Source organism: Streptomyces sp. NPDC057654 (genome assembly GCF_042800135.1).
GTDB lineage: Bacteria > Actinomycetota > Actinomycetes > Streptomycetales > Streptomycetaceae > Streptomyces.
In genome coordinates, this window is the sequence record NZ_JBHVHQ010000135.1 from 1 (window position 1) to 13,748 (window position 13,748).

12 protein-coding genes are annotated in these 13,748 nt (G+C 71.0%); 4 read left to right on the top strand and 8 right to left on the bottom strand.

Features of this window, described 5'->3' with window-relative positions; all coding sequences use genetic code 11:
* The 3 genes from ACFU99_RS13570 to ACFU99_RS13580 all read right to left on the bottom strand — a co-directional run.
* Positions 1-652 (bottom strand): DUF2637 domain-containing protein (locus ACFU99_RS13570; RefSeq protein ID WP_384390383.1); only part of this gene is annotated, 652 nt, incomplete at its 3' end.
* Positions 653-809: 157 nt separating this feature from the next.
* The gene (locus tag ACFU99_RS13575) at positions 810-1,526 is read right to left on the bottom strand and encodes a hypothetical protein (RefSeq protein WP_384390353.1); all 717 of its coding nucleotides are present in this window, start codon (positions 1,524-1,526) and stop codon (positions 810-812) included.
* A gap of 188 nt (positions 1,527-1,714) precedes the next feature.
* Complete coding sequence (locus tag ACFU99_RS13580; RefSeq protein WP_384390356.1) at positions 1,715-2,614, bottom strand: hypothetical protein; 900 nt, start codon at positions 2,612-2,614, stop codon at positions 1,715-1,717.
* 163 nt (positions 2,615-2,777) lie between these two features.
* Here ACFU99_RS13580 and ACFU99_RS13585 point away from each other — a divergent pair, with 163 nt between their 5' ends.
* The gene (locus ACFU99_RS13585; RefSeq protein ID WP_384390359.1) at positions 2,778-3,971 is read left to right on the top strand and encodes an RtcB family protein; all 1,194 of its coding nucleotides are present in this window, start codon (positions 2,778-2,780) and stop codon (positions 3,969-3,971) included.
* 228 nt (positions 3,972-4,199) lie between these two features.
* Entirely contained in the window at positions 4,200-5,141 is a 942-nt protein-coding gene (locus ACFU99_RS13590) for a restriction endonuclease (RefSeq protein WP_384390362.1), read from the top strand.
* A gap of 169 nt (positions 5,142-5,310) precedes the next feature.
* Here the strand turns inward: ACFU99_RS13590 and ACFU99_RS13595 are convergent, their stop codons facing one another.
* Positions 5,311-6,024 (bottom strand): class I SAM-dependent methyltransferase, encoded by a 714-nt coding sequence (locus ACFU99_RS13595; protein ID WP_384390365.1) that lies wholly within the window; start codon positions 6,022-6,024, stop codon positions 5,311-5,313.
* Positions 6,025-6,049: 25 nt separating this feature from the next.
* Entirely contained in the window at positions 6,050-7,531 is a 1,482-nt protein-coding gene (locus ACFU99_RS13600; protein WP_384390367.1) for an asparagine synthase-related protein, read from the bottom strand.
* 351 nt (positions 7,532-7,882) lie between these two features.
* Between ACFU99_RS13600 and ACFU99_RS13605 the strand changes: the two genes are divergently transcribed.
* Positions 7,883-9,223: a tetratricopeptide repeat protein gene (locus ACFU99_RS13605; protein ID WP_384390369.1), complete on the top strand. Its 1,341-nt coding sequence runs from the start codon at positions 7,883-7,885 to the stop codon at positions 9,221-9,223.
* 40 nt (positions 9,224-9,263) lie between these two features.
* On the opposite strand, the gene ACFU99_RS13610 is transcribed toward ACFU99_RS13605, so the two are convergent.
* The 3 genes from ACFU99_RS13610 to ACFU99_RS13620 all read right to left on the bottom strand — a co-directional run bounded on the left by ACFU99_RS13610 (position 9,264) and on the right by ACFU99_RS13620 (position 10,946).
* On the bottom strand, positions 9,264-9,647 hold the full coding sequence (locus tag ACFU99_RS13610) for a VOC family protein (RefSeq protein WP_384390372.1): 384 nt from the start codon (positions 9,645-9,647) through the stop codon (positions 9,264-9,266).
* Between the two features lie 18 nt (positions 9,648-9,665).
* Entirely contained in the window at positions 9,666-10,481 is an 816-nt protein-coding gene (locus ACFU99_RS13615; protein WP_384390375.1) for an SDR family NAD(P)-dependent oxidoreductase, read from the bottom strand.
* Between the two features lie 129 nt (positions 10,482-10,610).
* Entirely contained in the window at positions 10,611-10,946 is a 336-nt protein-coding gene (locus tag ACFU99_RS13620; RefSeq protein ID WP_384390377.1) for a YnfA family protein, read from the bottom strand.
* A 163-nt stretch (positions 10,947-11,109) separates the two neighbouring features.
* Between ACFU99_RS13620 and ACFU99_RS13625 the strand changes: the two genes are divergently transcribed.
* On the top strand, positions 11,110-13,722 hold the full coding sequence (locus tag ACFU99_RS13625; protein WP_384390380.1) for a hypothetical protein: 2,613 nt from the start codon (positions 11,110-11,112) through the stop codon (positions 13,720-13,722).
* Positions 13,723-13,748: the final 26 nt, after the last annotated feature.

Sequence of the window (13,748 nt, forward strand, 5' to 3'; positions counted from 1 at the left end):
GCGTCAGGGCCGCGACGGCCAGGGAAGGGGCGATCCCGGCGGCGGCCAGGCCCGCGGGGCCGGTTTCCGAGAGGGGGACGCCGAAGCGCGCCAAGCGCAACGGCATCAGGGACTCGACCGGCGCCTTGCGCCGCCACGCGCGGCCGTAGCGGGCCTGGAGGCGGGCGCGGTAGACGAGGCGTTCCTGTTCCAGCTGGATGACCTGCTCGTAGCTGCGCAGCTCCCACAGCTTCATCCGCCGCCACAGGCGGAACGTGGGAACGGGGGAGAGCAGCCAGCGAGTGAGGCGGACGCCTTCCATGTGCCGGTCGGCCGTGATGTCGGCGATCCGCCCGACCGCGTGGCGTGCGGCTTCGACGGAGACGACGAAGAGCACGGGGATGACGGCGTGCATGCCGACGCCGAGCGGGTCGGGCCAGGCGGCGGCGCCGTTGAAGGCGATGGTGGCGGCGGTGAGCAGCCAGGCGGTCTGGCGCAGCAGCGGGAAGGGGATCCGCATCCAGGTCAGGAGCAGGTCCAGGGCCAGGAGGACGACGATTCCGGCGTCGATGCCGATGGGCAGGACGTCGGCGAATCCGCCGAAACCCTTCTTGAGGGCGAGGTCGCGCACGGCGGCGTACGAACCGGCGAAGCCGATTCCGGCGATCACCATCGCCCCCGCCACGACGAGACCGATCAATATGCGGTGCGTACGCGTCAGCTTGGTCACTTCCGTCGCGGACACCCGCGATCCCTCCCCGCCCTCGAATACCGGCGCGCCAAGACTGGCACACCCGTTCGGGGCGGGGCGCGGCGGCTGTTGCTATGGGCTACTTGTTGATGGCGGCGACAGAGGCGAGAGCCTCCTTGGCGGCGGTCTCCGCCTGCTTCAGCAGTTCGTCGGCGTCGGGCGACTTGGCCCCCTGGAAGCCCGCGCCGTCGTACTGCACCGTGACGACGGCATTGGCGGTACGGGCGACGACCCGCTGGTCGCGGTAGTTGTCGCCGCCCCGTCTGGCCTCGGCCTTGACCGTGTTGGCCTGGTCGCCGACGCCGTCGGCCGTGCCGGTCTTGACGTTCTTCGCGCCGTCCGCCTTGGTGGCCTTGTCGGTCTGCTGGGTGACGTACGCCTTGGCGCGCTGGTCGCCGGAGCCGAGGGTCGGCTGGGAGGGGAAGAGGTTGAGTTCGATGGTGAGGGCGCGGTACTGCATGTCCTTGACGTCGTCGTCATCCGTGCCGTTCCACAGGCAGGAGGTGGAGCTCCCGTTCTTGGGGGGCTTGAGGGCCTTGCCGTTCTTCTCCTTGACGTTGGGCACGAGCTTGTCGACCGTCTTCGTCGAGATCTCCTTGCAGGCTTCGGGGAGCTTGGAGAACGCGGCGGCCTCGACGGTGGGCGAGGCGCTGGCCGAGGAGGAGGCGGCGGAGGACGAGCTCGACGAGTCCTTCTTCTTCGAGCCGGAGTCGTCGGAGCAGCCGGTGGCGACGAGCATCACCGGTACTGCTCCGCAGGCGAGGATTCGGGCGAGTCGCGGGGCTGTGCTGTGCATGGGTCCTTCGCTCATTCGGTCGGTGTCGACGGGCGGGCCGGCGGCAGCCGGGCGGATCCGGCCGGTGCCGGCGGGCGCCGGGCGGGACTACCGGCACGGTACGCGGCCGGGGCGCGGCGGCGGCCCAAGTGTGGCGATACTCGCCGTAACTCGATGCGGTTCGACGAGGCTCGATGCGACTCGCCGGATCAGTCGCTGAAGTGCTCGGCGAGCTCATGGGCCAGTCCGCGGGCCTTGCTCTGGAGGTCCTCGCTGCTGGGGGTGTGGTGCTTGTCGGCGGCCCACTGGTCGTATCCGACGGTGACGAGGACGTTCGAGGAGCGGAAGACGATGGTGATGTCGCGGTGCACGCCGGAGTCGGTGCTGGCGAGCCGGTCGTTGAGGAAGGCGTCGTCGCCGAGGTCGTTCAGGAGCCGGGGGGCGAGGTCGGCGGCGTTCGCGGTGGGGGAGGCGGGGGCCGAGGGGGTGGTGGGCGTGCCGGGGGTGGCCGTGGGGCTCGTATCGGCGTCGCCCTCCGCGAGGAGCTGGGCGGACGAGCCGTGGTTCTGCGGCGTGGAGGAGCCGGCGGAGCCGTTGCCCGCGGATGTGTTGCCGGCGGAGTGGCCCGGCGGGTGGCCCGTGGAGGAGCCGGTCGGGATGTTGGCGGCGCTGGCCCGCGCCTCGTAGAGCTGCCGGGCCCGGTCGTCGTCGCTGACGGCGGGGTCGTAGGAGACCACGCGCTCGTAGTCGACCGCGATATGGCGGGTGCCGTCGGGCGTCTCCAGGCTCCAGCGGCAGCCGACGCGCCGGTCGGTGTCGTAGGTGAGGTTGGGCTGTCCGGCGTACGTCTTCTCGGCGTCCTGGTCGCTCTGGTCGTCGACGCCGGGCAGCATGGTGCGCAGCGTCTTGCGGTCGACCTTTCCGCAGGGCTCGGGGAGCGACTGGTACTTGCCGGGCTGCGCGGCGGTCGCGGACGGACTGGAGTCCCTGGACTTGGCGTCGTCGCCGGAGCCGGTGGTCCCGGATCCGGAGCTGCAACCGCTCGCCAGCCCGACCGTGAGCAGGGCCGCGGCCAGTGCGGCGACTGGTGCGTACGCCTTTCGCTGCACTGTTCAGAGCCCCTTTCGCCGGAAAACTGGTTGCCGCCCGAAGGGGGCGGCCGGAAACAATGTCTACCGCACGTACTGCCGCGCCTGCCGGTTCTCCGCCGTCAATCCGACGTTAGGTCCGGCTTTTGCGCTTCAAGGGTTTTGTGGGGGAATGAGGTAAGTCATGTCGTACACCGAGGTGCCCGGGGCGCAGGTCCCGATCCGCATGTGGGCCGATCCGGCGTCGGTCGAGGACGGCGCGATGCAGCAGCTGCGCAATGTCTCGACGCTGCCGTGGATCAAGGGGCTGGCCGTGATGCCGGACGTGCACTACGGCAAGGGCGCGACGGTCGGCTCGGTGATCGCCATGCGCGGGGCGGTCTGCCCGGCGGCGGTCGGGGTGGACATCGGCTGCGGCATGTCGGCCGTGAAGACCTCGCTCACCGCCAATGACCTGCCGGGGGATCTGTCGCGGCTGCGCTCCAAGATCGAGCAGGCGATTCCGGTGGGGCGGGCGATGCACGACGATCCGGTGGACCCGGGGCGGATGCACGGCTACCCGACGGCCGGGTGGGACGACTTCTGGGCGCGGTTCGACGGGGTGGCGCAGGCGGTCAGGTTCCGGCAGGGGCGGGCCGTGAAGCAGATGGGTTCGCTCGGCTCCGGCAACCACTTCATCGAACTCACGTACGACGAGACGGGCGCCGTCTGGCTCATGCTGCACTCCGGCTCCCGGAACATCGGCAAGGAACTGGCCGAACACCACATCGGCACCGCGCGGGACCTCCCGCACAACCAGGGCCTCGTCGACCGCGACCTCGCCGTCTTCATCGCCGACACCCCGCAGATGGCGGCCTACCGGCACGACCTCTTCTGGGCCCAGGAGTACGCGAAGCACAACCGCGCCGTCATGATGGCCCTCTTCCAGGACGTGGTCCGCCGGGAGTTCAAGAAGGCGCGCGTCACCTTTGACTCTGTCATCTCCTGCCACCACAACTACGTCTCCGAGGAGCGCTACGACGGCATGGACCTGCTCGTCACCCGCAAGGGCGCGATCCGCGCGGGCAGCGGCGAGTACGGCATCATCCCCGGCTCCATGGGCACCGGCTCGTACATCGTCCGCGGCCTCGGCAACGCCGCCTCCTTCAACTCCGCCTCCCACGGCGCGGGCCGCCGCATGAGCCGCAACGCCGCGAAGCGGCGCTTCTCCGCCAAGGACCTGGAGGACCAGACCCGCGGCGTCGAATGCCGCAAGGACTCCGGCGTCGTCGACGAGATCCCCGCCGCCTACAAGCCCATCGAGCAGGTCATCGACCAGCAGCGCGACCTCGTCGAGGTCGTCGCCAAGCTCAAGCAGGTCATCTGCGTGAAGGGGTGACCGCCGCGCTGCACTCGATCGTCCCGGGCCGGCTTCGGTCCGGGACCAGCGCGTTGTGGGGGCGCTGACTGCAACGACGTGCGATTGCCGACGTCGATAGCGGTCGGGCTCGCTGTGTCTCTCATCTGTGAGTTGGCAGACGTCCACCGCCGTCTGGAGGCCTTTACACACAGGGGAGCGCTAACGTGATGAATAGTGAGGTGCGTTGTGCAAGTTCTAGGGGGGCCTATGCCGCAAGGAGTCCGTGGGAACAGCATCAACCCGACCGCGTACAACGCGCTGGCTGATGCCCTGACAGTGATCTATTGGAACAAGTCGCCGTTCGAGCGCTACCTGCGAGGGCTGTTGCGCAACCACAGCGAGCTCGTGGCTCAACTCGACTTCCATGCCACGAAGCGTGAAACCTCCGGGCTGCTCGTCGATCTGCTGCGCGCCAACGAAGCTCGGTACTTCGATGTGGCCCTTGAGATCATGCTCGATGTTGCCGACCTTGAGCGGTTTCCCAACTTGGAGCAGCAGGTTGACCACGCGGAGATGTTGCCCAAGGCGGAGGCTGCCGTCGCGGAGCTGCGCAGGTGGACGCAGAAGCTGAGGGAGACCGTCGCAGAGCACAAAGATTACGCGGCCTCTATAGCGGCGAGCGCACAGGCAGCTCAGGCTACTCGGTTGTTCGCGGAAGACCATGAGAGGTTGAAGCAGCGCTTCCTCCAGATGCGTGCGGCAACTGATCCACACCAGAGGGGCCGGGACTTCGAGGGCTTCATCAACGAACTGTTCGCTCTCTATGACTTGGACCCGCAGGCGTCGTACGAGATGCCGCATGAGCAGATCGATGGTGCGTTCGTCTTCGATACGGACCACTACATACTCGAAGCCAAGTGGTGGCGGGAGCGGATCGGCCGACGAGAGCTCGATGTGTTCAAGGCCAACATCGAGCGCAAGGGGAAGAACACTCTCGGCCTTTACGTCAGCGTCGAAGGTTTCACACAGGATGCATTGGCGGTCTACAGCCTGAGTACGCCCTTCATCACGATGGACGGCAGCGACTTCATGGCAGTCCTGGACCAGCGCATCAGATTGGATGAACTGATGGGCCACAAGAAACGTCACGCCAGTCGAACGGGCCACTGCCACCTGCCTGTATCCGAGATCTTCTCTCGCGCCGGGTAGCTTCCGGTGTGGAGGCAGCGCGCAACTTCGCATCGCACGGCAATGGACTTGTACGTGTTTGGGGCTCTCAGGCGGACCGGACGTCGGCACATGGTCCGCGGCTGGGGAGCAGGGCCTGCGCGATACGGACAGCTGATGCGCTCCGGGGCGGCAGGGGGGCGTTCTGGGCTCATGGCGCGTACCGGGCCACCGTGTAGGCGATCGGGCCGGTGAGCGCGGCGTTCGGGTCGTTCAGCATGTCCAGTACTTCGAACCCGGCGCAGGACGCGTAGTGCTCCAGTTCGCGCGGGAACAGTACGCGCCGCCGGATCGTGTCGTGTGCTTCGTCGCCCGACGGCAGGGCCCAGCGCCTGTGCATGGTGTCGATCTGCGTGCGCAGGTCCCATTCGTAGCCGATGGTGACCTGCGCGGGGCCGGCCGGGGTCGCGACGGTCGCGGTGGCGGGTTCGGGGCGGACGGTGGGCGATACGGGCGAGCAGAGGACGAGGAGGGTACCGGGGAGCGCGTGCGCGGCGAAGGTGGCGAATACCGCGCTGATGCCGTCGTTGTCGTGCACGTACGCCAGGGAGTTGCCGAGACACACCACGGCGTCCACGTACCGCCGGAGCCGGACGGTGCGCATGTCGCCGAGCCGGATGTCGAGCGCGGGCCGTACCCGGCGCGCGTAGTCGACCAGGCCGGGCTGGATGTCCACGCCGACGCACCCGAAGCGCTCGGCCAGGATTCCCAGGTCCCGGCCCGTCCCGCAGCCGAAGTCCGCCAGCGTGGCGGCGTCCGGGCGGTGGCGTTCGATCAGGGCCCGGCAGGCGGCGGCGCTGCCGCTGTCCTCCTGGACCGCGTCGTACAGCGCGGGGTCCCGGTAGAAGAGGTTCGATGCTTCCACGTGCTCGGCTTCCTCGTCGGTGTCGTCACATGAGGCTGCGCAGCCCGACTTCCAGGGAGAGCACGTCGCACAGCAAGTCGGGCACCGTAGGCGAGCGCTCTGCGTCTGCTCCGGCTCGGGCGAGCGCTTTCGGGTCGACGTAGCCGAGGTCGGCCAGCACCGATTCCCGCGCCATGCCCTCCAGGACGCGGAGCCCGTACGAGCGGAGACCGGCCTCCATGACGCCGAGGAAGTTCTCCGGTTCCCGCGGCGAGGCGACGGCCTCCGGCATTCCGGCTCGCCGCAGGCGCTCCCGGAACAGGGCCTTCCCGCGCTTGTACTCGTGCGGCAACTGCTCCATGAACCGCACGATACGGGGGTGCACCAGGGGGCTCACGGGCCAGATCCCGGCGCGCAGGAACCCGGGGTTGTGGAGCCCGAAGGCCATCAGCGTCGGCACCGGAAGCACAGGCATCGGCGCCAGTTGTTCGTTCACGTCGGCGAGTGCTTCGGCGGCTTGGGGGCCGAGCCACGGCACGGGTTCCGGCGGCGGAAGCTCCGTGCTCGTCCGCGAATGGTGAGCGTTGATCTCATCGCCGCCGCTGCCGGTGAACATCACTTCGCAACCGCGGGCCGCCGCCTGGGCGCGGACGACATCGAACGCCTCCCGGTAGAAAGCGCCCGCTGGGTCGTGGGGCGTGCCGAGCGCCCGCACTCCGCCGGGTACGAACGGCGGGTGCCGCATGGCGGGAATGGACGTGTCATGGAAGCCGCAGTGGTCCGCCAGAGCCTGCCGACGCGCCCTCTGCCCGATGCCGATGCTGCCGTCCATCAGGAGCCCGAAGCTGTGCACCTCGTGGAAGCCGACCGTGTTCACGGCGAGGGCGACGTTGCCGGAATCGGCTCCGCCCGAGAGCTCCAGACCGACGCAGCCGGTCGCTGCGGGAGCTTCATGGACGGCCTCGGTCAGCAATGCGTCGAATACGTCCAGCGGGTCCACGCCGGTGCACAGCGTACGGGGCGCGAGGACGTGCTCGGCGGGCTCCGGGTACCGCACGGTGAGGCCGGAGGACGTGAAGACGGCTGTGGCCCGCTCGGTGAGCCGGTACACCCCTCCGAACAGCGTGTCCGCGGTGTACCGGTGCTGCCTGGTCAAGGCCCGCGCCACGACGCGCGCCACGAGCCGGTCGGTGCGCACGTACGGGTACAGCTCCGCCAAGTCCCACGACGCGTGCAGCACGTCTCCCGCGGCTACGAGGTAGAGGGGAGCCGTGCCGAACAGACCCGCCGACACCCGGACTTCCCGTGGGCGCATCGCGACCGTGATGAAGTCCGCCACCCCCTCCTTGCACTCCCTCACCTTGAGCGTGACGCTCGGGACCCGGTCGTCGTCGAACTCCACGGCGAGTGCCGAGACGGAAGCGGATCTGATCCAGCTGCTTCCGCTGGTTCCGCAGACCCAACGGCCCTCGCGGAACCGCCAGTACGGGCAGTCCAGATCCGGCAGACGCAGACGCATCGAGAGCATGTAGTCACCTTTCGAAGCGGTGCGGCGGAGTGCGGCCTGGTCGGCCCCGCTCCGCCGCACGTCATGCGCGAATCACTTGCAGTGGTCGCCGTTGTTGTCGCCGCCACCCGGCATCTTGTCCTGTAGCGCAGCGCTCATGGCCGGTACTCCGGTGACCAGGTCGCCGGTGAACAGATCGTCCACGTTCATGGAGTTCTCCTCTCAGGGAAAGCGATATCCGCGACGGATGCCGCGGAGTGAGCCTTGGTTCTGCCTCCAAGTAACCGCACGGATGCATACAGCGATATCGTTGCGGCGGTGTCTGGACTTGAAAGCCTTGAAAGTTCGTAAAGGCCGGGGGAGCTGAAGGTCATGGCAGTACGTGAACCGAACGCGGCCCTCGGCCGGCTGATCGCCGAGAGCCGATGGACGTACCGCCAGTGCGCCTGGGCTGTGAACCGGGTCGGCACGGAGACCGGTATGCCGCTTCGCTACGACGAGTCGGCCGTGAGCCACTGGCTCGGCGGGACTGTTCCTCGTGGTGCTGTGCGGGCGTGCATCCTCGAAGCCTTCTCGCGTCGGCTCGACCGGCCCGTGACCCATGCCGAGGCCGGTCTGCCGGTTCCACGGGACCACTCCGGTGCTACCGCGGATAGCGTGGAAGGGATGGTCGACCTGGGGAGGCAGGACATGGATCCGTCCCGGCGGAGCGTCCTGGGGGCGGGGCTGTTCTCCGTGGCGCTCACGATCCCGGGGTGGCCCGAGGTGATCGGGCGGGCCGAGGCGGTGGCGGCCAGGCGGGTTTCGCGGATCGGGTCGGGCGATGTGGACATGGTCGTCGCCATGACCGAGCGCGTTTCGGAGCTCGACGACCAGTTCGGCGGCCGTCACGCGCGCCCCATGGCGGCTGCGTTCATGGTCAACACGGTTGCGGCGTACCTGCGCGCCGACGCGTCGGCCGAGGTGCGCCGGGCGATGCTGTCCGCCGCTTCCGACCTGCTCTATCTGACCGGCTACATGGCCGTGGACGAAGGGCTGCACGGGCTCGCGCAGCGCTACTACGTGAAGGCTCTGGAGCTGGCGGGGGCGGCCGAGGACCACCTGACGTACTGCACCGTGCTGCGCGGCATGAGCGTGCAGGCCGTCGATCTGGGGCACGGCGGCAGGGCGCTGGAGCTGGCGGACGCGGCTGCCGCCGCCGCTCCCGCGGCCGGGCCCCGGATGCGGGCCTTCCTCGCCGGGCAGCAGGGGCACGCGGCCGCGAAGACCGGGGACCGTATGGCGGCGCTGCGGTATCTCCGCGAGGCGGAGGCCGCCATGGACCGTGCGGAGGCGCGGGGCAGGGCATTCGGTTCGTACGATCCGGCGTCGCTGAACTACCACGTCAGCCAGGTGCGTTACGAACTGGGCGACGTCCCCGGCGCCGTCGAGGCCATGCGGCGGTCGGACCGGGTGCGGTACAGCGTCTACCGCCGCGCCCGGGTGCGGCACCGGGCCCTCCTGGCGGAGCGGCAACTGGAGCTGGGCCACCTCGAAGCGGCATGCGCCACCTGGCATCAGGCCCTCGACGACTACCCCATGGTCCAGTCGGGCCGCGCCGATGAGCGAGTGAAGGCGATGCTCGGCCTGCTGCGCCCCCATGTGCGGAATGCCGCCGCCCGCGATCTCTACGACCGGGCGCGGGCCGTCGCCCGGCCGGCCCCGGCCAGGTGAGCGGCGGGGTCGGGGCCGGGCGGCCGAGCGGTGTACGGGGCTACGCGGCGTCCTCCGGGTACCAGCGGAGTTCGATTCTGTTGCCGTCGGGGTCGAGGATGTAGATGGAGTGGGCGTCGCCGCGGGCGCCGAAGCGTTGGGCGGGGCCGTCGACGACGGTGAAGACGCCGGAGTCCAGGACCTCCTGCCAGTCGAGGGGGTCGACCGTGAGGCAGAAATGGTCGACGTTGGACTCGCCGCGGGGGGCCTGGACCAGGTCGAGGATGGCGGTCGGGCTGATGCGGACCGAGGGGAACGACGCCTTGCCCGCGCGCCATTCGTCCACGCGGACCGGCTCCAGGCCGAGCGGGCCGCAGTAGAAGTCCAGGGAGCGTTCGGGGTCGGCGACGTTGAGGACCAGGTGGTCGATGGCCGTTACGCGCATGGAATTCTCCTCGGGCGGTCAGTTCTCTCGGTGGACCTTGAAGTTGGACGCCTGGGCGCGGGGGCGCAGGACCAAGAGGTCGACGTTGACGTGGGCCGGGCGGGTGACCGTCCAGGCGATGGTGTCGGCGACGTCGTCGGCGGTCAGCGGCTCGGCCACGCCCGCGTAGACGTTGGCCGCTTTCTCCTCGTCGCCGCGGAACCGGGTGAGGGCGAACTCGTCGGTCTTGACCATGCCCGGCGCGATCTCTATGACGCGTACGGGCTGCCCGCACAGTTCCAGGCGCAGTGTCTCCGCGATGGCGTGCGCGCCGTGCTTGGCGGCGACGTAGCCTCCGCCGCCCTCGTATGTGCCCAGGCCCGCGGTCGAGGAGAGGATCAGGACGGTGCCGTCGCCGGAGGCGACCAGGGCGGGCAGCAGGGCCTGCGTGGTGTTGAGCACGCCGAGGACGTTGACCTCGTACATGGCGCGCCAGTCGGCGGGGTCCGCGGAGGCGACGGGGTCGAGGCCGAGCGCGCCGCCCGCGTTGTTGACCAGGACGTCGCAGCGGTCGAGCCCGGCCGCGAAGGCGTCCACGGCGGCGCGGTCGGTGACGTCGAGCGCCTGCGCGTCGGCCCGGTGGCCCGCCTCCGTCAGCTCGGCGGCCAGCGCCTCGACGCGGTCCTTGCGGCGGGCGGTGAGGACGACGCGGTAGCCCTCGGCGGCCAGCCGGCGGGCGGTGGCGGCGCCGATGCCGCTGCTGGCGCCGGTGATGACCGCGGTACGGGCGGTGGCGGCGGCGTCAGTCGTGGCGGATGCGGATGCGGATGCGGTGGCGGCGTCAGCGGGCGGCATGGGCTCTCCTCTAGCGCTGGGTGCGGGGGTGTCGGGTGCGGATCTTCACGCGGTCACGTGGTCACGTAGTCACGCGGTCGCGTGGTCACGTCTGCACGCTTCGCGCAGGATATGCCCGGCCGCCCCCGCTCAGCGGCCCCTCGGCGCATACATGATCACGGCCACCCCGGCGAGGCAGATCAGCGCGCCGAGCACGTCGAAGCGGTCCGGGCGGTAGCCGTCCGCGGCCATGCCCCAGGCCAGCGAACCGGCGACGAACACCCCGCCGTACGCGGCGAGGATCCGGCCGAAGTCCGCGTCCGGCTGGAGGGTGGCGACGAATCCGTACGCGCCGAGGGCCACGATCCCGCCGCCGATCCACGCCCATCCGCGCTGCTCGCGCACCCCCTGCCAGACGAGCCACGCGCCCCCGATCTCCAAGAGGGCCGCGAGGAGGAAGAGAGCGATGGAGCGCACGGTGAGCATGGGGCAACCGTACGGTGGCCGAATCGTGGTCGGGAATGTCACCTTCCGTCGCGGGCCACTCAGTTGAGAACAAGTGACACCAATAAGGGAAATTGCTCACTGATCATATGAATTGGCTGCTATAAAACCATCCTTGGGTTTGCGCACGGGGGAGGGGCAGCCCATGGCCGATTCGGACAGGAACAGGGTCCGCATCCACGGCGATGTCTTCGGGCAGGTCGTCGTCGGCGACCACAACGTGGTGATCAATGCCGAGGCGGGCTCGTCCGTCACCTACCGGGCCGAGGGGCCGCCCGCCGTCCGCCGGCGCGCCCGCCCCCTGGGCTGGGCCCTGCCCGCCCGCGCCCCCGCCCTGCTGGCCCGTACGGGCGAACTCGCCGCACTGGGACGGTGGCTGGCCGCAGGCGAACCGGTGCAGGTGCACGGGCCGCCCGGCCTCGGCAAGACCGCGCTGCTGCGCGCCTTCGCCGCCGACCGCGTCGCGCGCGGCGGCGCCGTCGTCCACCTCCCCGCCGCCGGGCTGACCGCCGAGGACGTCGTCCAGGAGATCTTCCACGCCTGCTTCGAGGTGACGGACTACAAGCCGGAACTCGCCGTCATGCGGCGGCTGATGGGCTCGCTGCGCGGGCTGCTGATCGTCATCGACGACTTCGACGGCTCCCCCGAGGAGCTCGCCGACCTCGTCCACGCCACCCCTGGCTGCGAGCTGCTGCTCTCCTCCGTGGAGCGCGGACTCGGCCGCGGCCGGCCGGGCGGTACCGCCGCCGAGGGGATCGGCGGCCGGCCGATGCGCCTCGAAGGGCTCCCCGAACACGCCGCGCTCGACCTGCTCGTACGCGAACTGGGCCGCCCGCTGCGCGGCCGCGAGATCACCGCGGCGCGCCGCCTCGTCGCCGCCGTGGAGGGCCACCCGCTCACCCTGGTGCAGGCCGCCGCCGCGATGAGCGCCTCCGCCGCCAGCCGCGCCGTCACGGGCGTCGTCGGCCAGGGCGCGTACGGCCCGTACGAGGCGTTCGAGGCGCTCGCGACGGACGAGTCGGTGTTCGCGGTGGGCATCGCCGGGCGGCTCAGCGAGCGCGCGGCGCGGCTGCTGCGCCTGCTGTGCGCCTTCGACCCGCTGCCGGTGTCCCTGGGGCTGCTGACCGTGTTCACCGGGGGCGCGGATCGCGCCGCCCTGGCCGAACTGGGCGCCCTGCGCCTCGCCGTGGCCGACGGCGCGGGCTACCGGGCCGTGGGCCGCCTCGCCGTGCTCGTCGCCGAACGGGTGGGCCCGCCCCGGCAGGCCGCCGACTTCGCCGCGCCGCTGGTCGCGTGGGTACGTACCAGAGCCACCCCGCAGCAGACGGCCGCCGAGTCCGCTGCCATCGGGCGCGTCCTGGAGTCCGCGTGCTGGGCCGGCCACCACACGGCGGTACGGGACCTGGCGCGGGCCGCGGCCCCCGCGCTGGCCCGGTCGCTGCGCTGGGGCGCGTGGCGCCAGGCCCTCGAACTCGGCGAGCGTGCGGCCCTGGAGATCGGCGCCGCCCACGACGCCGAGTACTTCGCCCACGAACGGGACGTGCGCCGCCGCGCGCTGGCCGCCGGGTTCGGGGCGCTGGCCGGTGGCGGCGGCGGGGGGTACGCGCTGGCGGCGGCCCACCACGGCGTGCCCGGCGTCGGCCCCGCCCCCGGCCCGCAGCCCGTTCCCTCTTCACCCGCCCCCTCCTCGCCCGGGGGCGTTCCGTCGCAGCTGAAAGGGGACGCGCCGGGGGGCCGGTCCGGCCGCCTGCGGCCCAAGACCAAGGGCCGGTCGGGGCTGCGCGGCGCGATGACGCACCCGGCGGCGGTCGGGGCCGCCGTCGCCGCGGTCGTGGCGGGCGGCGTCCTCGCGGCGGCGTTCACCGCGGACGGCGACCGGCCGGAGGTACCGGCCCCGGCGATCTCCAGCGCCACGGCCGCCGGGCTGTCGCCCCCGGCGGTGACCAAAGGCGGGACCAGTGGGACCAGTGGGAGCAGCGGGGCTACGGGCGGGTCCACGGCCGGCCCCTCGGACGGGTCGTCGAGCGGGCCGAGCTCGCCGGGCCCGTCGCCGTCCGGCCGCGATCCGAGCGCGAGCCCGTCCTCCGGTACGTGCACACCGGTCGGCCTGCCTGCCGAGGACTTCGGACAGGTGGCGGTCGGGCAGTCGGTGACCAGGACCGTCCGCTTCGACAAGTGGCTGCCGTGCGACGACGAGAACTCGCTGAGCGTCTCCGACGAGCAAGGGGTGGTGGCCGCGATCGGTTCGCGCCCTTGGCGGACCGCCCTGAACGCCTGCCCGCCGCCGGCCGGTTCCCGGCTCTGCCTCTTCGACGTGACCTTCCGGCCGACGCGGCCGGGCGCGTACCGGGCGACCGTCACCATGCTCGACGACTGGGGTCAGGCGGACGTGTCGATGACGGTGAGCGGCGTCGCGGTGGAGGACAAGCCGACCGGCCCGACCGGGCCCACGAAGCCGACCGAACCGACTGAACCGACCGGACCGACCGGACCGGCCAGCCCTTCGGCGCCGACCGTGCCGACGGAGGCCACGAAGACCTCGGCGACGGCCGAACCGTCCGCTCCCACGAAGGAGCCGGCGCCGGCGCCGACCAGGACCACCAGGAAGCCGGGTCCGGAGAAGCCGGACCCCGAGAAGTCCGCCCCGAAGAAGCCCGACCCCGAGAAACCCTCCGAGGCCGAGGCCCCCACGGCCTCCCAGTCGCCCGACCCGCCCGACGCCCCGCCCGACAAACGGCCCGACCCCGACGCGCGATGAGCCGCCGACCCCCGCCACCACAGCAG